Source organism: Candidatus Borkfalkia ceftriaxoniphila (assembly GCF_004134775.1).
Taxonomy (GTDB): Bacteria; Bacillota; Clostridia; order Christensenellales; family Borkfalkiaceae; genus Borkfalkia; species Borkfalkia ceftriaxoniphila.
Window position 1 is genome coordinate 1,169,874 of record NZ_SDOZ01000002.1, and the last position, 22,635, is coordinate 1,192,508.

Here is a 22,635-nt window from a genome sequence, read left to right on the forward strand (position 1 = left end):
TCGGTTCTGCGTGTGTATGAACGAATCACTGTGGTGCGTCAGGATCTTCCGAAACGCATGCCAAAGACGGAAACGCGGCCCGCGCTTTTTCGTAGGTTCGAATCCTACCGTACGTGTCAGACGTATGCCAGCGGTTTGGTATTCGCCGCGAAAGCGGCAAAAGAGATGCGCGCGGTTTCGCGCGCGACAAAGTGAAAAGACCGTTCTGTCGGGAGAAAAAACTTTTTTTTCGACAATGCGCGCCCCGCCCTGCCTGAAAACGGATACCGCGTCGCGAAAACGGACGCCGGAAAAACAACTTCCCGCGGCCGCGGCCGCCCGCTCAAATTTTCAGCCGCGCGGCGCGTTGGAACGGTCGTATTCCGCATCAAAACTCTATCGGAGGTACATATAATATGAAAAAGATCATCGTCAATGAAAATCAAAAGGGGTTACTGTTTTACGGCGGCAAGTTCGCGGGGCTTTTAAACGCGGGCAGATATCGCGTATCCGGCTCGAAAGAAATCGAGATCGTGTCGCAGGATCAGCCATTATATTCGCGCAAATGCTCGTTGGAAACACTGCTCTCCGACCGCGCGGTCGCGGAAAAACTTACCGTCGCCGAAGTCGCGGACGGCGCCTTAGCGCTCCATTTTGTCAACGGTAAATTTTCCGACGCGCTTACGGCGGGCAAATACGCCTTTTTCTCGGATATCGACAAGCACGAATTTCAAACGGTGGATCTCTCTTCGCCCGAAGTCGGAGAGTATGTTCCCCGCTATATCTTTGACAAAATAGATCCTTCGCTCTATCGGAAAGTCGAAGTCGCGCAGTATCTGAAAGCGCGCCTGTATATCGGGCACAGGTTTTCTAAACTTCTCGACGCGGGCACGTACTATTTCTGGCAGACCGACTTGCGCGTGGACGTCGATCTCGTCGATACCCGCCTGACGCAGATGGATATTCTGGGACAGGAGATCCTGACGCAGGATAAAGTTTCCGTGCGCGTGAATTTCGTGTGCAATTACAGAGTGACCGATTTTATCAGGATCGCGGAGGAAGTGAACGATTACGCCGAACAACTGCACGTCGCCGCGCAACTCGCGCTGCGCGACTGCGTGTCCAAATACAGATTGGACGATCTTCTAAACGACAAGGAGGGCGTATCCGCGTACGTTTTCGCGCGCCTCAAAGCCAAAGAAAAGTCGCTGTACGTCGAGATCGCCGACGCGGGCGTGAAAGATATCGTTCTTCCAGGCGAGATACGCGACATCATGAACACCGTTTTGGTGGTGGAGAAACGCGCGCAGGCGAACGTGATCGCCCGCCGCGAAGAGGTGGCGTCCACGCGTTCGCTTTTAAATACCGCCAAACTGATGGAAGAAAACCAGACGCTCTACAAACTCAAAGAACTCGAATACGTGGAGCGTATCTGCGAAAACGTGGGTAACATTACCTTAAACGGCAATGTCGACATACTTTCGCAACTTGTGAACCTTTTGCAAAAAAAGGAATAAAGGAGAATAAAAATGATCGAAATACAAGGTCTCTGTAACGCCGCCGTTTGTTTCTGCGACGAGTTGGAAGACGCGGCGGCGCGGCAGATCCGCGCGGTCTGCGATATGCAGGCGTTCGCAAACTGCAAAATACGCATCATGCCCGACGTACACGCGGGCAAAGGATGCACCATCGGCACGACGATGACGATACGCGATAAAATCGTTCCCGCCATGGTAGGCGTGGATATCGGCTGCGGTATGGAAACGGTGAAACTGGCGGAAAAGAACATCGATTTCGAAAAGTTGGACGCGCTCATCCGCAAAAATATCCCCTGCGGGCGAAATATCCGCAAAACGCCGCACGCTTTCACCGAAAACGTCGATTTGAACGAACTTCGCTGCGCGTCGCGCGTCGGACTGGAACGCGCGGAAAAGAGCGTCGGCACGTTGGGCGGCGGAAATCATTTTATCGAGATAGACCGCGCCGAAAACGGGGATCTGTATCTCGTCGTACATTCGGGCAGCCGTCATCTGGGCGTTGAAGTGTGCGATTATTATCAGGAGCAGGGATTGCGCGCTTTGCAGGACCGCGCGCAATATCAGATAGACAAAACGATCGAGCGGCTCAAAAGCGAGGGGCGTTTCGAAGAAATACAGACCGCCGTCGGCGCGCTCAAAAAACAGAGGGAAAGCGAAATTCCCAAAGAACTGGTGTACGTCGAGGGCAAACTGTTCGAAAATTATATTTACGATATGCGCATCGTGCAAAAGTTTGCGGACATAAACCGCAAAGCCATGACGCAAGTCATTCTGCGCGGCATGGGGCTGACGGCGGAAGAGGAATTTTCGACCGTTCATAATTACGTGGATACGGAAGAAATGATTTTGCGCAAGGGCTCGGTTTCCGCAAAGAAAGGGGAAAAACTTCTGCTTCCCGTCAATATGCGGGACGGCAGTTTTATCTGTATCGGCAAGGGGAATCCCGAATGGAACTGTTCCGCGCCGCACGGCGCGGGCCGCGTCATGAGCCGCAAAAAGGCAAATGAAACGCTATCCATGGAGGAATACCGCCGCGAAATGCAGGGCGTTTATTCTTCCTGCATTGCCGTAGATACCTTGGACGAATCCCCCATGGCGTACAAGAGCATGGATTCTATCCTCGCGCAGATCGGTCCCTCGGTCGATGTCGTCTGCCGTATCGTCCCCGTTTACAATTTTAAAGCGTCGGAATAATAAAAAGTAAAAGAAAAAAGATATCCGAAATTTCGGATATCTTTTTTTTTATGCGTTTGGCGTCCTTGCTGCGAGCGCGTCCGCAACGGCGAGCAGATTTTCCGCGGGCGTATCGCGCGGAACTTCGCAGCCTGCCGAAGATAAGTAGTAACTTCCGACGGCGTCGGCGCATTCGTTTACTTTGCGCGCGATCTTTTCGGGCGATCCCTGCAAGAGCACCGCTACGGGGTCGTAATTTCCGCACAGGATCGTCGTCTTGTCCTGCAAAAGGCGTTTTGCGCTTCCGATATCGACCATCCAGTCTAAATCGAGGATATCGCTGCCCGTTTCGATCATCTGCGGCAGTACCGCGCTCGTATTGCCGCAGATATGCAATTTGGTACGCGCGCCCGCCCGATGTACTGCTTCGACGATCCTCTTTTGATAGGGGAAGGCGAATTCTTCGAACATGGCGGGAGAGATCAGCGAGGCGGCGGCGTCGCCGATCCCGATGATATCCGCGCCCGCCTGGATCTGGAGCAGTGCGAAACGGATGGCCTGTTCGCAGGTTTTTTCCAAAAATTCGTGGATAAAGTCCGGTTCTTCCAAGGCGATATCCATGAGAAAGCGGTCGATGCCGCGCAGATCGCAGCATTCTGCGAAGGCGCCTTCGACCCAACCGCCGATGCAATAGTCTTTCCCGATCGTTTTGAAGTATTCCACAGATTTCAGTCGGTCGAGCGTTCTGGGGCTGTTTTCGGGGGCTGCGGCTTTCAGTCGTCTGATTTGGGAAAGGTCCGCGATCAAAGGCGCGGGGCTGTAGGGTACGCCGTCCTCGGGCAACAGAACCTCGGCGCCGAAACTTTCCGCTTCGCGCATCGGGTCGGAAATGGCGGAAAGGATATCCAGCCGAAAATCTTCCGCGCACCGCAGGTCGCATTCGCAGAGTACGCGGTGATCGGAAACGTATTGACGGTACGTTTTGCCGCAATAGGCTGCGGAAAAGCCCATGATAATGTTGAAATTCGGCAATCTGTCGACTGTTTTGCCTTCAAAAACTTGTAAACAGCGTTCGCGGGCGGTCATGTTACTCCTTTTTAGTACGGGCGCTATCGTAAAATTGTCCCCGTACGCCTCGTTTTTTCGATTATAAATCAAAAAGCGGCAAAAAGCAAGTTCAAAAAGAGAGCAATTTATTTTCATGCCGCGGAAATTTGTATATTTTTTAAACTTGAAATTGCCTGTTTTGTCGGGATTTACGGCGCAAACTTGTATATTTTTTGTGCTTTAACTCCGGGATAAATTATATTACAATAGGGACACAGAATGAGAAAACGAGGATGAAAAATGCTGAAAAAAACGCGTGAGATCTTATCGAAACTCTCTTTGCGGCAAAAAGCCGCTATCCTGACGGGCAAGGATTGCTGGAGCACTCTGGAGATCGAAGAAGTTGGCCTGCCCTCCGTGAAAATGTCCGACAGTCCGAACGGGATACGCATGCCGGGGTGCGACACCGACGTGATCCCTTCCGCGTGCGCGCTGGCGTCGTCTTTCAGCGTGGACACGGCGCGGCGCGCGGGCGAACTGCTGGGCAGCGAATTTAAAAACGCAGGGCTCGATTTGATCCTCGGCCCGGCGATGAATCTGAAAAGGTCGCCTCTGTGCGGGCGTAACTTCGAATACTATTCGGAGGACCCGCATCTTTCCGGCGAAATGGCGGCGGCGTTCGTGCTGGGCGCGCAGGAGCACGTCGGGTGCTGCGTAAAGCATTTTGCCATGAACAATCAGGAAACACGGCGCATGAGCGTCGATTCGGTCGCGGACGAACGTACGATGCACGAAATGTATCTGTCGCCCTTCCGCACAGTCGTCGAAAAAGCCTCGCCCGTGTCCATGATGTCTTCTTATAATAAGATCAACGGCGTGTATGCAAGCGAAAACAAAGATCTGCTTGTAGATATCCTCCGCAAGGAATGGGGGTTCAAAGGGTTTGTCCTTTCCGACTGGGGCGCCGTCAACGATATCGTCGCATCCGTCAGGGCGAGAATGGATCTGGAAATGCCTTCCAATCCCGCGGATTCGGAAAAACTCGTTTGCGCCGTGGAGAGCGGAGAACTTGCGATGCGTCAACTCGACAGGGCCTGCGCGGATCTGATCGATTCCGTACTGCGCCTGTGCGCGATGCGCAGGAAAAAGAGCAGAGTATATACGCTTGCGGAGCGGAAAGCCTTGCTGTGCGAGTTGGCGGCGGATTGCGCCGTGCTTTTGAAAAACGACGGGATTTTTCCCGTCCCGAAGAATAAAAAGATCGGAGTGTTCGGCTTTTTCGCGAAAGAGCCTCTCTTGCAGGGAGGCGGAAGCGCGCACGTCGAGCACGAAATGCCCGTCTCGCCCTTAGATGAATTGAAACATATTTACAACGACGTTTTCTATTGCGAAACATTCGGCGAAAACGGCAAGAGCGCAGATTTCGAAGAGAGCCTGCGGGCCGCCGATACCTGCGACGTATGCCTGCTGTTCTGCGGCTTGCCCGCCGCGTACGAGTCGGAAGGGTACGACCGCGCGTCGCTTGCGCTTCCTTCCGAACAGATCGAAGCGATCGAGGCGATCGCAAAGATCAACCCGAATGTTGCCGTGCTTCTGATGAGCGGGAGCGCGGTCGACGTTTCCTGGAGGGATCGGGTAAAGGGTATTTTCGAATGTTACATGATGGGGTCGGGCGTCGGCAGCGCCGTCGCGAAACTCGTCAGCGGCGAAAAAAGCCCGTCGGGGCGTCTTGCGGAGACTTTTCCCGCCGATCTGCGGCACTGTTCGGCGGCTCCGTATTTCGGAAATCGCGGGAACACCGCGTATTACGGGGAGGGCATATTCGTCGGTTACCGCTATTATACGGCCAAAGGCATTCGTCCCGCGTATCCTTTCGGATACGGGCTCGGCTATACGAAGTTTGCGTACGAAGGGCTTGAAATCATCGGCGGCGAGAAAGAAATATCTATCTCCGTCACCCTGAAAAATACGGGCGCGCGCGACGGGGCGGAGGTCGTCCAACTGTACGCTTCGTGCAATGATGAGGAGATCGCAAGGCCCGTGCGGGAATTAAAGTTATTCGATAAAGTTTTCCTGCGAGCGGGGGAAATGCGGCGTCTGCAATACAGCCTGCCCCTCGAACGGCTGAAAAATTATGACGTTTCGCAGCATTCGTTCCGCTTATACGGCGGAAAATACAGATTTGCATTCTGTTCCGACTGCGAAACGGAAATCATCGGCGGCGAACTGGATGTGGAAGGGGATCCGCTGCATTACGATCGAAACAGCATCGTGGGCGAGTTGCTCCGCACGGCGGAGGGACGCAGGATCGTGGACGAGGAACTGAAACCGTATCTCTGTCTTGCGATCATGGGCACGTTCAATGCGGACGTGCGCATCGAAAACGGTAAGGCGATCGGAAATCCGATGTTCGACAACGTGATGCGGAATATGCCTCTCCGCGCGCTGTACGATCTGACCGGCGGGAAATTTACCGAAGAGATGATGCTTCGGTTGATCAATAAATTAGGTAGGAGGAATTAAATCAATGAAGGTAAAGAGATTATTGATGGTAGCATTGGCTGCGTGTCTGGGCGTATGTACTCTGTTTGCCGGCTGCCGCGAATATTCCGACGCGGGAATAAACGGCACCTTGAAGATTACATATTATAAAGGCGGCACGGGCAGCGAATGGCTGGAAGAACTCGCTGCGGAATTCGAGGAGGCGACGAAGATCAAGGTCGAACTTACGGCGGATGCGAAAGCGACGGAAAATGCGAAAACGCTGTTGGAATCCAACCGCGATCTGCCCGATCTGATGTTCATTTTGTACACGAACTGGCACGAATACGTGCAAAAGGGCTGGCTCGCCGATATGGACGATCTGTTCGATGGCACGTTCAGTTATGATGTCAACGATATCAAGATCACGTCGAAATACGACGTCGGCAATACCGGCGTATATGCGGAAAGCGGTGCAAAGACCGATCTGACGCTGAAAGACATCATGACTTCCGATTTCGTGGATTACGGCAAAATGGCGCCCAAACGCGGAGATGACGAACATTATTACGTCATGCCGTGGACGTCTCCGTGCACGGGTATCGTGTACAATGTCGATATTTTGGAAAGCGTAGGATACGATCAGCCTCCCAAGACGGAAGCGCAGTTGAAGGATCTTTGCCAAAAACTCGTTGCAAAGGGCATCGCGCCCTTCAGTTGGGGCGGCCAGGAAATGGGGTATTGGAGTTTTCCCGTGCTCACGTGGTGGGCGCAGTCTTCGGGCGTGGATACGTGGGAGAATTTCTATCAATTCGAGTCCCCCGAAGTGTTCAACGATCCCGGCAGAACGAATGCGCTTCGCCTGTGGCAGGATTTGATCGTCGATCCCGACGACGGATCGATCATCAACAGCGTAGACAAGCCGATGGGAAGAGATCATATGTCCGCGCAGACGCAGTTCGTAGCGGGCAAGGCGGCGATGACTCCGACCGGTTCTTGGATCGAGACGGAAGTGGGAGAGTTCACGAAACCCGGTTTCCGCATGAAGATGATGGCTACGCCCATAATCGAGGGCGCAAAGTCGGACGAACAGATTTTGAATACTTCGGCGGGAGATTTTGCCTGCATTCCCAAAAACGCAAAGAACGTAGACGCGGCGAAAGCGTTTTTGGCTTACATGAACAGACCCGAGTGGGTAGAGCGCTTTACGAAAATCACGGGCGTGCCGCGCGCGTTCAATTATAAACCTTCCACGATCGAGGGGACGAGCGAATTTGCGCAGAGTTGCTTTGAACTGTTCGAAAACAGCACTTTGATGTACAGAGTTTCAAACAGTCCGTTATACGTGTATGCAAACGTCAGCGAATGGCCCAAGTACGGCGACAACGTGTTCGGCAATCTGATGACGGAAACGAAGGTAACGCCCGAATGGATCGTCAACGATATGTATGAATATGCCAAAAAACAGTGGTCGACTTGGGAGAAACTTTCTTAATAGGGAAAACAGATATGGAAAGCACCGCTTTGGAGATGATGAAGCAAAAGAAACGCAAAAGAGATTGGGGCGCAACGATATTCATATGTCTGATGCTCGCCTATCCGCTCGCGCATTTTTGCGTGTTCTGGCTTTACGTCAATTTCGACACGTTCCGTCTGACGTTTTTTCACTTTAATTCGCAGACGGCGCAGTACGAGTGGTTCGGGTTCGAACGTTTCGCGATTTTGTTCCGCGATATGTTCATGGGCGAGGATATCGCCATTCAGAACAACCTGCGCAACTCGCTGTTATGCTTCCCCGTGCAGAATTTCATTATTTTGCCGCTTTCGTTTATGATCGCATTTTTGCTTTCCAAACAACTTGCGGGAACGAGCGCGTATCGCGTGATCTTCTTTCTCCCGTCCATATTGTCCGTCGTCGTCCTCGCCATGTCTTTCCGTTTTATGTTCGACGTGGATTTCGGGCCCGTGGATTCGGCATTGAGCAAACTGTTCGGCGTGGACGTAGACTGGTTCTCTTCGCTTTCACCGACGGCGATGCCGCTGGTGTTTCTGTTCGGCATCTGGGCGGGGCTCGGCTATAACGCCGTGCTCATCAACGGGGCGATCAAGCGCATACCGCAGGAAATATTCGAAGCGGCGAAACTGGACGGCGTGGGGCTTTGGAGAGAGATGGTGCAGATGGTCCTGCCCCTGTGTATGCCTACGATCACGACGCTGTTCATTATCGGCTCTATGAGCATATTCGGATACTATTTGCAGCCGATGCTTTTGTGCGGCGAAACGGGCGGCGTAAACGGCAGTACGGGTACGATCGCCCTGCGCGTGATGCAGTTGATGCAGGGCGGCGATACCGAAAGCGCGGCGGCGCTCGGCCTCTTCTTCTCGATCTTAGGCGTGCCTTTCGTCCTGTTCATTAAATGGTTCATGGAAAAAATCACGCCGGACGTCGATTTTTAAGTTTGATAGATATTTAGAAAGAATAAATCACAAGGAGGAAAATATGAAACAAAGCAAAACCAGGTTCGGTTTGATCGGTACGGTTTTATTGTCGCTGCTGCTTTTGTGCAGCCTGTTCCTGTCGATCCCGAACGGATATGTCGGCGATGCCGCCCGCACCAAGGAATCCGCGTTCAGCGACGATTTCAATTCGTCGGTGCTGAACACGGACAACTGGACGGCGTCTTCTGCAACGGACGCGGCCGTCAAGGATTACGGCGGCGCGATCCAGATGGTAAACGGTCAGTTTTCGCCTGCCTGCAACTGGATGGGGCTGAACAACTCCGCCGCGTCCGACGGCAAGGGGACGCCGCTTACCGAGGATTATATCCTCGAAATGACGATTTCGAGAGATTGTAACCCGAGCGACTGGTTCGGCCTGTATATCGGGTTGGACAGCCCCGACCAGAATTTTACCACGATAATCGGGCAGCCGGGCAACGTACTCGTCTTTACGGACAGTTCGATCAACAACTACAACGGATTCGGTACGCAGCCCAAAGAAGGCAATGTTACGATCGCGCTTGAAGGCGACAAGGCGATGACGAGCGACGGAACGATGTATGCCGTCAAAGTCGTCACGCACATCAAGAAGACCGCTTCGGCCACGGGCGATTTCCCCGAAAACAGTGCGGATATCTTTATCGCGCCCATGCCCGAGAGCGGCGAACCCGCTTACGGCGAAAAGGTCGGCACGATCGATAATCTCTCTTTGGCGGGATATTTCGGATTCGGAAGTTTAAGCACGGGCACCGTTACGGTGTCGGGTATCAAGGTCACCGATGGGGCGAGCGGCGACGTGCTCTATACCCCGAAGGGCGATCTAAAAGGCGATTGCATCGACTTCATGGAAGGGGCTTCGCAAGCAGATCCCCAAAAAGAGTTTCGTATGTGGCAGTCCGCCGATCTAAGGCTGGAAGGATCGTATTTTACCGGCCCGCTCGGCAAGGCGCGCGTCGCCAACGGCGCTTCCATCGAATCGAAGTATCGAGTGCAGTCGGACGACAGGCTGATCTCCGCATTCGATCTTTCCTATCAGTTGCATATGTTCTCCGTCGGCGCGGACGGCATGAATCTCATCGTCGGCAAAAACGCTTCTTCTCAGACGGTCGTCAACCTGAAAACGGTGGACGGCAAGAGCGTGCTCTCCGTCGGGGACAGCCGCTATGCTTTCGGGGAAGAACTTTCCGGCGCTAATTTATTTACGTTCCGCGTCAAAACGAACGGTACGGCGGACGTGTATTGCAACAACGCTTTTGCGGTGACGCTGAACGGATTCACCTCCGTCGACGGCAGCATCGCGTTTGTTTCGACGGGCAGCGATTCGACATTTGAGGTCGACAACGTTACTTTGAACGTCTACTCGTATGTTTCGAGCGGCTCTCAGAGCCAAGCTATCGATTTCACAATCAAGGATAAAGACGGCATTACCTATCTGAACGGCGAAAACTGGTATATCGGCGGCAGCGCAATGAAGACCCGTTACGACGAAATCTCTTTCATCAACGCTGACCCCAACGCAAATTTTTCGACCAAGCATCAGTATGCAGATTTCGTATTGAACTTCGATCTGTATGACATTACGCAAGGGGCGGGCGGCTGCAGTTGGATCGGCATCACGTTTGCCAAAAATCGTTACACCGACGGATATGCCCAGGCACCGACGATCACTTTCGCTCCGCGCAATGAGAATCATGATACGGGTATCGTGGGCGTTATGAATATCGAGGGGCTTTCCGGGGTGCAGTTCAATACGGCGTCTTCCATGATCGAAAGTTCGTATAACTTTTTCCAGGATATGAACAGCGAAACGGGTCACGAGCGTATAAACGTCCGCCTTGTTGCCGTGAACCGCACCGTAACTCTTTATTTCAAATATGCGGACGAACCCGAAAGCATGCTCTCCGTTCCGCGCGCGGTCGTCGAGGATATCAACACGTTCGGCTATATCGGCATCTGCTGCAATTACAACGGCAATTTCGCGGTTTCGAATTTTTCGATCACCAACCTCGATCCGAACCGTTCGTTCATTGCGGAGGGTGAAGTAGAGGAATCCAAGCGGGTCACAGGCGATGCTTCCCTGCTGGCTTAAAGAGGAAAAAGAGATGAAAAAGAAATACAATTGGATCATAACATCTATTTTGTCGCTCGCGCTGCTCTTCGGCATTTGCTTCACGGGAACCTTTGCCGCGGAAGAGAGCGCGCCTGAATCGTATATAACGGTCAATAAGAGTATTGCGGGCAGCAGTGCGGCGGATAAAATGTCGTATGTCAATACCCCGCTCACTCTGGCAAACGGCTTAAACCTCTATGTCGAGGCGGAAATGGGGCAGTACACGGATTCGGTGATGTTTTTCGGCTTATTTGCAGATAAAACGGACAGTGCTCCCTATGCGCATAAGTCCTTTATGATGGGCTCGCAGGAGATCAAAACTTTCTTCAGCGACGCCGCGACGCCTGTGGATAACGGCAAATATATGGAGGATTATTGGAACACGTACTATTACAATAGGGTAATGTACCGTTTCGAGATCAAATCGAACGGCGACGTGAACGTTTACGCGCGCAGCACGGAAGATCCTTCTACATACGTGGGCGACAACGCGCAAATCACAACGGAAACGCTCATAACGACACAGGCGGGGTATTACAGCGCTCTCGCTTCCGACGAGCAGATCTACGCGGGCTTAGCGCTCCGTGCGGGAGCAAACGACGCGTACAAATTGTACTCCCTCGAAGTGCGCGACGGCGCGGGCAACCAGATCTTTACGGATAACGGTTTTCTGAAATACACGACGGAAGCCTATGTGCGCAGCGAAGGCATCGACGCGGCGATCGAAGCGGGCGCTCTCGCCGTTCCCGAAATCGTCGAAGAGAGTTCGCTTTCCGTCAATTCTAAGATGACGATGGGCGACGTGATGGTCTATGCCGACACCAAAGTACAGGGCGGCGCGGAGATCACGCTCGATATGAAGATGAATCGGAACGAAGCGACGTTCTTTTTCGGCGTATTCACGGATAAAACAAACAGCAATTTTTATAATACGCACGTTATGCAGATGTCCAGTTCCGCAATCGTTTTACCGTATGATGCGAACGCTGCGGACAACGGCAATTATAACGAAAATACCGGCGTGGAGGGCGGTCTGAAATTCGTCGACCGTATCCGCCTGCGCATGAATATTTCCGCTTCCGGTACGCTCAACGTGTACGTTTCCAGCATCGAAGGCGCGGATTCGTATACGGGCATGACCGCGCAGGAGTCGTTGCAGGACATTCTGATCCTCACGCAGGAAAATCTTTACTCCAAGGAAATGACGGACGGCGGCTACTTCGGATTTGCATTCCGCGCGCCCGCCGCAAATCAGGACGTCGTCCTGTATAACCTGAAAATAGCGGATAAAGACGGCGTTACTTTGTTTCAGGATGATTTTTCCAAAGTTCTGACCGATTCGTATATCCGTACGGGAGGCGACGCGCTCAAAACCAACGTCGAAAACGGCGGCGCCGTACTGCGCGTCAAAAACGTGCAGGAAGCGAAACCCGTGTTCAACTTTGCGGCGCTCAAACGCGAGGGATACCTCGACGAAACGTTCCATCTGACGCCGACGGTGGACGATATGCCGGAGGGCGGCGAACTCTCCGTTATCGTAAAGGATGCCGCAGGCAATGCGATCGCGGCGCAGGCGGACGGTACGTTCAAGTTTACCGCGCAGGGTATCTATACCGCCGAATTCGCGGTGACCGTGAACGAAGAGATCATTTTGCAGGATAGCGTTAAAGTTTATATAAAGAATCATTCCACCCAACCCAACGCCGAAGCCAATTTCGACAAAGGGTATTTCAACGGCGATCTGTGGGCGATCACGGAGAAAGGCGTTGCGGTCAAGGACGGCGCATTGATCATTGCAGGCGGAACTTTCCGCACGAAAGGGTTCTCCGAGATCTGCTATTTCACGTTCGACGTCACGTCGATGAAGGCGGGTTCTTCCTCCTTCGATCTGATCTTCGGGCAGGACGGCGTCGGGTACGCCCTTCGGTTTACGGACAAAACGAGCGTTGAATTTATCACTCCCGAAGGTTCGAGGGAGATCGCTGTCGGTAAAAACTTTGTCGAAGCGGCGCTCGCGGGCAAAAAAGTTACGCTGCGTCTGGAACTCGCTTCCGATAAAGCGATGCTCTACGGCATGATCGAGGACGAGTCGGAGGAAACGCTGGAAACGGCTCTGTGCACGTTGGAAGGCATCCGCCTCGTGGGAAGCATAGGCGTTACCGTACCCGAGGGCAGCAGGATTACGATCGACGACGTGCAGTTCGTCAACATGGCGGGCGTCGATAATCCGAATACGGATCCTTCCAAGCCCTCCGATCCCGGTGAAAATCCCGGCGAAGACCCGGGCGAAAAACCCGGCGACGAAGATCCGAAGAAAAAGGGATGCGCAGGTACGGCAGTAGGGTTCAGTATTGCGGGCGGGACCGCCGTAGTGCTTGCCGCGGCAGTGCTGTGCTTTCGTAAGAAAAAGAAAATTTGACGGAATGAATAACAGGGGAGATCTTGTATGGTAAAGACAAACGAGGTTCGGGCGAAAAAGGGGATCAATAAGGCCTTTTCAGAGCATAAGATCGCGTATACGATCGTCTACATTATTTTCACGTTGTATGCGATCACGCTGGTCTATCCGCTCTTATGGGTATTCGTTCAATCCTTCCGCTCGAAGATTGATTTCTTTTGGTATCCGCTGGATTTCCCCAAATCCTTTTACGGGGAAAACTATCTGAGGATATTTACCGAGTATAATATGGCGGAACTGTTTGCAAACAGCATCGTTCTGTCTGTGTGCGGAACTTTCGCTTCGATTCTGGCGAGTTCCTGCGCCGCCTATGTGGTCAGTAAATATAATTTCAAATTGCGCAACGTCATCTACGGGTTGGTCATCGTTACGATGATCATCCCGACGACGGGCAGCATCGCCACGACCTATCGCCTGATGAACGATACGGGGTTGGCGGGCACGCATATCGGCTTGATCATCATGTATTCGGGCGGATTCGGTTTCAACTTCTTCCTACTGTACGGTTTTTTCAAGAATCTGTCCTTGACGTACGCGGAATCGGCGAAGATCGACGGCGCAGGGCATGCGACCATCTTTTTCAAGATCATGCTTCCGCTCGCGAAACCGTCGCTGTTTGCGGTGGGTATCATCACGTTTATCGGGTATTGGAACGACTATTATGCGCCGTATATGTATTTGCGCAACTATCCCACGCTCGCAGTCGGCATCTATCAGTTGTCCTCGGATATCACGACGGGCGCCAATTCCTACGATTACCCCGCGCTGTTTGCGATCATGACGATCTCCGTCGTTCCCATTATTGTTCTTTTCAGCATCTTCCAGAAAACGATCATGGAAAATACGGTAGCCGGAGGTATTAAAGGCTGATGAAAAAGATTTTAAGTTTGATTTTAGGGGGGACTTTCGCACTCGGTGCGGCGTTCGGTCTATCCGCCTGCGGCGGGGGCGAAAAAGATCCTTATGCGGATATCGATAAATCGCTCCTGTACGGCATGGACGAACCGCTCTACGAAAAGGGCGCGAGCAGTACTTCTCTCACGCAGGTGCGCGGGTTCGATCTGGATACGACGGTCGATTTTGTCGCCATGCTCGGCGCAAAATCATTCCGTTTCCGTATGCCGAACGGGTTTATCCAGTCGCCCGGTCAATACGACGAAGAAATTTATGAATATTTGCAGTCCGCGTCCGAAAAGTTTCGCAATGCGGGCGTCACCAACCTGATCGGGCAGGCGAGTTTATTCCCCGCATATTCGGGCTTCCGCCCCGATTCGGCAAACAGCGCGCCGCGCCCCGACGACGAGCACTACGGGGATTGGCTGCAAGCCGTTACCGAAATGTGGCAAAAAGTCGCGGAATTGTTCCCCGAGATCACGCAGTGGGAAATGGGCAACGAGTTTAACACCAATACCTTTTTCCATCCCAACGGCTATCAGGGGATCGCAGGATCGCTGGAAGAGGGCGTGGGCGGATTCTCGCGCGAGGAACAGGTGATCGTCGTTACCGATTATATGTATTATGCCGCGAAGGGCATCAAGGCGGCGAATCCGAAAAATATCGCGATCATGCCCGGGCTTTCGCCCACGCAGTTGAACATGAAAAACGTGGAATATTTCGTTGAGGACGTCTATGCCCGCATCAAGAGCGGCGAGGCGCCCTACGGCAACACGAAGTCGAAGGATCCCGACGATTATTTCGGCGCGCTTTGCTGGCATCCGTATGCAAAAAGTATCGACGAATCCTGGTTACAGTCGCAAAAGGATGTCTATAATATCGTGATCGAAAACGGGGACGAGGGAAAGAAAGTGATTTTCTCCGAACTCGGCTTTTCCGATAACGGCGTGGACGACGTCGAAGAATTGCAGATCGGCTATACCGAGCGTGTTTTCGAATACTGCGAGAACGAACTGCCTTTCGTCGAAAGCGTGCTCTCGTTCCGTTTGTACGAATGCGAGTATGCCGCGACCTGGGGCGGCAGTCAGGAGTCGCATTTCGGATTTTTCCGCGAACCGACGGGCGATAAAGGGTTCAGCCCCAAGGCGAAAGCATATAAATTGCAGCAGATCTACGGCGGCAGCGGCGATCTTGCCAAATACGAAACGCCCGCGAAATCGTGAGGGGAAAAATGATCCGTAAATTATGCGCGTTTCTTGCGGCATTGCTCGTCGCGGTTTCCCTCGTTGCTTGTAACACCGCCCCGGATTCCGATAAACCCGATCCGGACCCCGGCACGGAAGTCGGAGAAAGTTTGCTCTACGGCATCGGGGAACCCTTTGCGGGTTCGGGCGTGGAAGGATTCAATTCCGAAAAGGCGTCCTCGCTCATCGGCGCTCTGGGGGCGAAAACTTTCCGACTTTGGGTCACGCCGCAGACGCTGTATGCGGGATGGAATCAAACGACGGTGTTCTCCGATGAAAGCCTCTCCTCGATCGATAAAAACGCGCGGCTTCTGTATCAGACGTATGTCGATCAGATCCGCAAAAACGGCGTAGAGGAAATTACGGCGATGGGAAACTTTTTTCCGCGGATGCCTTCCACTGCAAACGGCAAAGAAGGAAATTTTATCCCAGCGCGCGATACGTCGGAAGGCTCAGAATATATGCAGTTTTTGCACAAATATTATGTAATCTGGAAGGCTGTCGCAGCGGCGATGCCCGACGTAGATGTCTGGGAAATGGGCAACGAAACGAATCAAGTCACTTTCCTGACGTACACGGGATACGAAAAAGACAGCACGGAAACGCAGTTTGAAAAACTCGCGGATATCAACGTCGATTTGATGTATTACGCCGCCAAGGCGATCCGCGAGGTCAATCCCGACGCGGTCACACTCACGCCCGGGCTTGCGCCCGCCTATGAAGGGATCCCTTCGCTCGGCCGCTTCATGGAAGCACTGTACGAGCGGATCGAGAGCGGCGAGTTCCCCGCGGGGGAAGAAAAGTGCAGCGATGCCGACAACTATTTCGACGGCGTGGCATGGCATCCGTACGATACGGTCAACGGGATATCTTTGACAAAGGAGCCCGACGCCGATGCGTGGAAAGAGGCGAACGACGCCGTTTTTCAGGTGATGAAAGAGCACGGCGACGGGGATAAAGAGGTATGGTTTACCGAATTCGGGTTTACCATGCCCGTTGAGATGCTCGACGCCGCGGAAAGCGACTGCACCGATATGGACCGATACTTGATCAACAACAAATATTATACGCTGAACGACGATTCCGAACAAAAGCATGCCGATTGGCTGAAACTGTACTTTGACACGATGAAGGACATGGATTACGTACATACGTGCCATTTCTTCCGACTGAATTGTTCCGCGCACGACGCGCTCTGGAACGGCGTCGGCGAGGTGATGTTCGGGTTGTTTTTGGAGCCCGATTACGATATCGGCCGAGGTTTTTATCCTCGGGAAAAGGCATTTGCATTGCAGAAGATCTATGGAGGGAAAGGGGATCTGTATCAATTTGCCGAACTTTGAGAGGTAGTGGATGAACCGCATTTTTCTTGTTTACGAACAGATCGTGAAACATTATATCGATCGGATCGAAACGCACGACTTGAATCAGGGAGATTCGATCGAATCTGAGGAAGACATCGCGGCAGCCTTTTCCGTATCGCGCGGTACGGTGCGCAAAGCGATGACGGAATTGGAATCCATGGGATATCTCGCCTGTTCGAAGGGAAAGCGGCGTACGGTCGTGTCCGCGGGCGGCACGTCGGCGGAAGAGCGGTATCCCGCAGTCGTATGGCGCGTCGCGCTGATGCTGCTGAACCGCTCGGAATACCTCGATGCGATCTTGAATGCGGTGCAGACCTGCGCGGCGTCGCTCGGGTGGAGTCTGGACGTGTTCTATAATTCCAGCGAGGAGGCCGAACAGGATTGCATCACAAAGATCAAGGAGGGGAACTATGACGGGGCGATCGTCGTTCCCTTCCGCCGCCGCGGCGAACTGTGCACATATAACTATTTGCGATTGAAAGAGGCGGGGATCCCCTACGTCATGATCGGCCGCCCTCACGAATCGCTCATGTGCGACGCGGTCTATGCGGACGATTATTCGGGAGCGTACCGCATCACCGAACTTTTATATAAAAAGAAATGCAGGGAAGTGGCGTATTTTTACGATTCCACGATGGACAGCGTGGTTTCGCGGGACCGTATGAAAGGATACGACGACGCCGCGCTTCGGCACGGGCAGAGAGAATTATATCGCTATGACGTGCGGGATCCGATCTTTGCCGCACGTTTCGGTGAACTTCTGGAAGGAAATTATGAAAAGATAGGGTTAAATATCTATTCGAACGAGTTGTTTCCCATGATACGCGCCGTATTGCACAAGTACGGCAAAAAGAAAAAGAAAGATTACGAACTCGTCGCCTTTTTCGAGCATAGTTTTGAAGATCAGGCGCGTTATACCGTAATGAAAGTGCCCAAAGAGATCATGGCGCAGCGCGCCGTGTCTATGCTGAACAAGCGTATGCTCACCGATGAAGGCAAGAGCGTGGTGCACGAAATATTCGAAGTGGATCTTTTGGACGTTTGATCATTTGATAGGTAAATTCGATGAATAAGTTATTGCAGACATTACGCGACAAAGCGGATTTATATAAACCGAAGCCCTTTTTGACGTTGAACGATACGATATGCGAAGAATCGTTGCGGAAACTGATCCGCACGATGGCTGAGCACGGATTGGGCGGATTTTATGCCCATGCGAGGAGCGGACTTACGGCGCCTTATCTTTCGGAGGAATGGTTCCGCATCATCGATATCTGTGCGGACGAGTGCGAAAAGACGGGCTTACGGTTCTGGATATACGATGAAATGGGATGGCCGAGCGGTTCGGCGGGCGGACAGGTAACGGCGAAAAACGCCGACTATGCGTCGCGCTGGCTGGAATTGTTCGATTCCCGTCAAAAGATATGCGGCAGGCTCGTTGCCTGCTACGATGCAAACGCCCGCCCGTGCAAAGAAGAGAACGCGAGTTATTTCCTCTGCGAAGTTTCCAATGACGGATATATCGACGTGCTCAACGAAGACGCCGTGCAGACGTTTATCGAAATCACATACGAAAAATACCGCGTCCGCTACGGGAACAGGATCGAGGGATTTTTTACCGACGAACCGCAGTTCGGTATGCTGCGTATGCCCTATACGCCGTCCGTGGAAACGCTCATGCGGGAGAACGGCGCAGACATACGCGATTTCGGGATTCAACTGTTTATGGAAACGGGCGATTATAAGCGTATCCGCCGACTGTATTTCGATGCGATCGGCACCCTGTTTTTACGCAATTACGTCGGGCAGATCTCGCGTTGGTGCGAACGGTACGGATACAGGCTGACGGGGCACATTTTGGAGGAAAAATCGCTCGACAGGCAGATACTATCCTGCGGCGATATACTCTCCGTCTATTCCCTCATGCAGAATCCTGGCATGGATTGGCTGGGACGCGATATCGGCGAAAACGCGCTCGCGCCTCGCCAGGTCGCCTCGATCTGCAAACAATTCGGAAAAAAAGAAAACACGTCCGAAAGTTACGCCTGCGTCGGGTACGGTGCTTCCGTGCAGGATCTGAAAACGATCGCCGATTGGCAGATCGGAAACGGTATCTCGAATTTGTGTTATATCATTCCGTATTCCGCGCGCGGCAGGCGCAAGCGCGATTATCCTTCGGGAATCGTACCTTTTCAGCCGTATTTTAAGATCGCGGACGATTTCAATTTGTATTTATCACGTTTTTGCGCACTGTCCGCGGAGTCGGAAAACACCGCCGAAGTTCTGCTCGTCAGTCCGCTCGGACAGGCGGAAGAAACGTTCGGCGTGGGGAAAGAGAATATCTTTTCCGACCGTTTGAACGAGGCCGTCAATATTCTCGAAAAGAAACATATTTCATATCACGTTACCAATGCCAATATTTTGCGCGCATACGGAAGCGCGGAAGATCAAAAACTGCGCGTAGGGAAATGCGTCTATTCCGCCGCGGTGTGCTTTACTGGCGAAGAGAGCGAAGTTTTGGTAAAGTTCCGCCATTCAGGCGGCACGGTTTTGCTCGCCGATCGGGACGAGCGCTGGCCGGAGGTGTTGGAGCCTTTCCGCGACTGCGCGCTTTGCGGCGACTGCACGGAAGATCTTCGGACGGGGCGGTTCGTGCTGGACAACGAGGAAGCCGTGAGCGTGCAGAACGTTTCAAACAGAAGCGTACGCTTTTCTGTCTGCAGCCGCGCGGGAAAGCAGGGCAGCAGGCTGGATCTGATCACCCTGCGCGAAACTTTCTCGGAGGAATACGTATTGAACGGCGGCGAAAGCGCCCTGTTTGTTTTTGACGGCGAAAATCGGGAGAAAAAATCGACGGTTCTGCGCCTTTCGGAGGACGGCTGGGTATGCGGCCTGTCCGATCGGAACGCGCTGTTGCTCGACCGTGTGGATTGTTATCGGGACGGAGAACTGTACGCCGAAAATATCGCTCCCATTCTTTTGCAGGAAAAATTGGTGCGCGACGGCAGAAATTGCAGTCTGAAACTGGTCTACCGCGCCCATTCGGACGTGCCGCTGCGGGGCGCGTATTTAGGGATCGAAGACGCGGAGCGGTACGAGATCGCCGTGAACGGCAAACCCGTACCTTCGCACGGAAATTTTTCCATTTTCGCGGCGGAATGTATTTCCCGTGTCCCGCTCCCCGATCTTTCGGCGGGGGATATCGAAATATCGCTGCGCTTTGATTTTGTCATTTCTGACGACGTGCGCAGGGTGCTCTTGGGCGAAGATGCGATCGAGAGCGATTTCAACCGTTTGCAGGATCTGCCCGAGGTGGAAAATATCTATCTGATCGGAGATTTCTGCGTTTCGGGCGTGCAAAGAGAGGGCGATATGCTCGTTTCCGACGGTGCGTTCGCGCTTTCGCAACTGGAAATGCCGACCCGCATTTCCGCCTTCGGAGAGAGCGGATTTCCGTTTTACATTGGCGAGATCGTCGCGCGGAAGAAGATTCGCTTGCATCTGCGGGAAGGTGCGCTCGAATTTGCCTGTGCGCTGAAAGGCGTTGCGGTGCGCGTTTTGATCAACGGAAAGTTTTTGGGGGATATCCTCTGGAACAGCCGTTTAGACGCGACGGAATTTTTGCTTGACGGCGAGAATGAAGTGGAGTTACATATTTATAACGATTTGCGCAATCTGTTCGGTCCGCACCATAATAAGTTGAAGGAGCCGCGCATGGTCGGGTTTACGACGTTTGCGGACGAACCAGGCTGGTGCGATCCTCCGATGCGGCTCTGGACGGATACGTATTATTTAAAAGAATACGGCGTTGCTTTTCCGAGGGAAAACGATGAAGATTAAACAGGAACACGAAAGTTTTGTTTTGCAAGGCGAAAAGTGGAAAAGTCTGCGCTATGCGGATATCGATCCGTCGTCGCTCGTAGTGTACAGACAGGAAGGGGAAACGCGCAGGGTATTTCCCGCGCAGGCGTATGAATACCGCGACGGGAAGATCCGCCGCGCGAAAGGTTCGCCGATCCCCGATTTCAGCGTTTCGCCCTTTTACGATCTGAAAGGGTTCGACCACGAAAAATTTTCGGTCTGGGGCAACGAACCGTATATGCTCTTTGCCGATTACGAGTGCTGCGCCGCGACGGAGCGGACGCCCGAATTCCGCGCGCGGGAACTTTCCCGCAAAAACGGAATGGCGGGAAGACTGAAAGAATTTTTTGAAGCGCGCCGCAGCGGCGAGATCCGCTATACGGTATTCGGCGACAGCATCAGCACCGGCTGCGAAGCAAGTATCCCGCAATATACGTTTTTCGAACGCTTTTCCCGCTATGCGGCGCAAAAGTTCGGTGTGTCCGTGCCGATCGAAAACGTTGCCGTCGGTGGCGAAAGTACTTTCGAAGGAGTGCGCAGATATCGCAGAGACGTTCTTGCAAGCCGGCCTGATATCGTTTCGATCGGGTTCGGCATGAACGATCAGAACACGATCGGCGGCAAACTGACGGTGCCGCCGGACGATTATTATAAAAATATCTTGGAAATCACCTGCGCCGTGCAGGATACGGGCGCGCAAGCGGTCCTTATATCTCCTTGTTGTCCGCATCCCCGTTGGATCCACACGAGCGGACGCATGGACGATTACGTTGCGAAACTGTATGAAGTTTCCGAGCGCACGGGCGCCTGCCTTGCGGACGTGAACGCGCTGTGGAAGGATGAACTGCAATATAAGCAGCCGGACGATCTCCTTCGCAACGGGATCAATCATCCCACGGATTACGGACATTATCTGTACTTTTTGATGCTGAAAAATTTGATCGATTGAGGAGAAAGAAAATGAGGGCGGACGAACGGTTTTTGAAAACTTTGCGGGGCGAAGAGACGGACAGGATGCCCGTTATCGAAAATTCGCTGTGGTGGGATCAGACCATTTCCCGCTGGGCGGGGGAAGGCTTGCCCGCAGGAAAAAATTATGCTTATGCGATGCGCGACGTCGTGGCGATCCAGGAACATTTCGGGCTGGATCTGCTTGCGCATTGGTGGGCGCGGCCGTATACCGAGCGCACTCCGTTTGCCAAAGTCGTGGGCGCGGGCATGGGGGCCGTCGACGAAGAGAGTTATGAGAAAATATTGCTTCCCACATTATATCCCGAACCGCGTATGGACGATGATTTCATCCGCATGGTCAAAAAATATAAGAGCGAAGGCAAACTGATCCTTGAATTGATTCTGGACGGCGCTTTCTGGGAGCCCCGCGAATATATGGGGATCGAGGCGCACTTGTATTCCTTTTACGATCAGCCCGATCTGTACAAACGAATGTTGTCGGATATGAAGGCCTGGCAAAAGAAAGCGGTCGAATATGCGATGAACGTGCTTCCGTTCGATTACGTCACGTTTGCCGAAGATGTGAGTTACAATAACGGACCCATGCTCAGCCGGGAGCATTTCGACGCGTTCATGGCGCCCTTTTACCGCGAAATGGTGCCTGTCTTGAACGGATACGGGTTGCCCGTACTCGTCGACAGCGACGGGGATATTTTTGAAGCGATCGCTTGGTTCAACGAAGTCGGAGCCGTGGGATACCATCCCCTGGAAGCGCAGGCGCATTGCGACGTAAATGAACTTTGCAAAAGATATCCGGATACCGCGTTTATCGGCAATTTCAATAAGATGATCATGAACGGCGGAGAAAAAGCGCTGCGGGAAGAATTCGAACGGCTGAAACCGTGTATCCAGAGGGGCAGATATATTCTTTCCGTCGATCATCAGACGCCTCCGTCGGTCAGTTTACAGGACTACCGCACATACGTACGGTTGCTCAAAGAATATGCCGTGCGCGGCTGAAAAAGAGGGGGGAAAC

At 52.9% G+C, this 22,635-nt stretch carries 16 protein-coding genes; 15 read left to right on the forward strand and 1 reads right to left on the reverse strand.

Translation table 11 applies throughout. The annotated features are described in order from the left end of the window. Positions 1-12: 12 nt before the first annotated feature. From ESZ91_RS05395 to ESZ91_RS05405, 3 genes are all read left to right on the forward strand, one after another. Positions 13-195: a hypothetical protein gene (locus tag ESZ91_RS05395; RefSeq protein ID WP_129224882.1), complete on the forward strand. Its 183-nt coding sequence runs from the start codon at positions 13-15 to the stop codon at positions 193-195. A gap of 200 nt (positions 196-395) precedes the next feature. Beyond that, on the forward strand, positions 396-1,496 hold the full coding sequence (locus ESZ91_RS05400) for a slipin family protein (protein ID WP_129224884.1): 1,101 nt from the start codon (positions 396-398) through the stop codon (positions 1,494-1,496). Between the two features lie 12 nt (positions 1,497-1,508). Then, positions 1,509-2,711, forward strand: a complete 1,203-nt coding sequence (locus tag ESZ91_RS05405; RefSeq protein ID WP_129224886.1) for an RtcB family protein — start codon at positions 1,509-1,511, stop codon at positions 2,709-2,711. A gap of 48 nt (positions 2,712-2,759) precedes the next feature. Here ESZ91_RS05405 and ESZ91_RS05410 read toward each other — a convergent pair whose 3' ends face one another. Next, on the reverse strand, positions 2,760-3,776 hold the full coding sequence (locus ESZ91_RS05410) for a uroporphyrinogen decarboxylase family protein (RefSeq protein WP_161971066.1): 1,017 nt from the start codon (positions 3,774-3,776) through the stop codon (positions 2,760-2,762). Positions 3,777-4,037: 261 nt separating this feature from the next. Here ESZ91_RS05410 and ESZ91_RS05415 point away from each other — a divergent pair, with 261 nt between their 5' ends. The 12 genes from ESZ91_RS05415 (at position 4,038) to ESZ91_RS05470 (ending at position 22,619) form a co-directional block, all read left to right on the forward strand. Then, a complete protein-coding gene (locus tag ESZ91_RS05415) occupies positions 4,038-6,260 on the forward strand; it encodes a glycoside hydrolase family 3 C-terminal domain-containing protein (protein WP_129224890.1) in 2,223 nt (740 codons plus the stop codon). A 4-nt stretch (positions 6,261-6,264) separates the two neighbouring features. Further along, the gene (locus ESZ91_RS05420; RefSeq protein WP_129224892.1) at positions 6,265-7,713 is read left to right on the forward strand and encodes an ABC transporter substrate-binding protein; all 1,449 of its coding nucleotides are present in this window, start codon (positions 6,265-6,267) and stop codon (positions 7,711-7,713) included. A 14-nt stretch (positions 7,714-7,727) separates the two neighbouring features. Next, the gene (locus ESZ91_RS05425; RefSeq protein WP_129224894.1) at positions 7,728-8,675 is read left to right on the forward strand and encodes a carbohydrate ABC transporter permease; all 948 of its coding nucleotides are present in this window, start codon (positions 7,728-7,730) and stop codon (positions 8,673-8,675) included. Between the two features lie 43 nt (positions 8,676-8,718). Then, positions 8,719-10,806 carry a hypothetical protein gene (locus tag ESZ91_RS05430; protein ID WP_129224896.1) on the forward strand — a complete coding sequence of 696 codons (2,088 nt, stop codon included), beginning with the start codon at positions 8,719-8,721 and terminating at the stop codon, positions 10,804-10,806. Positions 10,807-10,819: 13 nt separating this feature from the next. Then, positions 10,820-13,246, forward strand: a complete 2,427-nt coding sequence (locus ESZ91_RS05435) for a hypothetical protein (protein ID WP_129224898.1) — start codon at positions 10,820-10,822, stop codon at positions 13,244-13,246. A gap of 27 nt (positions 13,247-13,273) precedes the next feature. Continuing rightward, the gene (locus ESZ91_RS05440; RefSeq protein ID WP_129224901.1) at positions 13,274-14,155 is read left to right on the forward strand and encodes a carbohydrate ABC transporter permease; all 882 of its coding nucleotides are present in this window, start codon (positions 13,274-13,276) and stop codon (positions 14,153-14,155) included. Next, positions 14,155-15,402, forward strand: coding sequence for a cellulase family glycosylhydrolase (locus ESZ91_RS05445; RefSeq protein ID WP_129224903.1), 1,248 nt, complete (start codon positions 14,155-14,157; stop codon positions 15,400-15,402). Before ESZ91_RS05440 ends, ESZ91_RS05445 begins: the two co-directional genes overlap by 1 nt. Positions 15,403-15,410: 8 nt before the next feature. After that, positions 15,411-16,766 carry a hypothetical protein gene (locus ESZ91_RS05450; protein ID WP_129224905.1) on the forward strand — a complete coding sequence of 452 codons (1,356 nt, stop codon included), beginning with the start codon at positions 15,411-15,413 and terminating at the stop codon, positions 16,764-16,766. Between the two features lie 10 nt (positions 16,767-16,776). Beyond that, positions 16,777-17,832 (forward strand): GntR family transcriptional regulator, encoded by a 1,056-nt coding sequence (locus ESZ91_RS05455; protein WP_129224907.1) that lies wholly within the window; start codon positions 16,777-16,779, stop codon positions 17,830-17,832. Positions 17,833-17,912: 80 nt separating this feature from the next. After that, positions 17,913-20,627, forward strand: coding sequence for a hypothetical protein (locus tag ESZ91_RS05460; protein WP_129224909.1), 2,715 nt, complete (start codon positions 17,913-17,915; stop codon positions 20,625-20,627). Next, on the forward strand, positions 20,617-21,597 hold the full coding sequence (locus ESZ91_RS05465) for an SGNH/GDSL hydrolase family protein (RefSeq protein WP_129224911.1): 981 nt from the start codon (positions 20,617-20,619) through the stop codon (positions 21,595-21,597). Before ESZ91_RS05460 ends, ESZ91_RS05465 begins: the two co-directional genes overlap by 11 nt. Positions 21,598-21,608: 11 nt before the next feature. Further along, positions 21,609-22,619 carry a uroporphyrinogen decarboxylase family protein gene (locus tag ESZ91_RS05470; protein WP_129224913.1) on the forward strand — a complete coding sequence of 337 codons (1,011 nt, stop codon included), beginning with the start codon at positions 21,609-21,611 and terminating at the stop codon, positions 22,617-22,619. Positions 22,620-22,635: the final 16 nt, after the last annotated feature.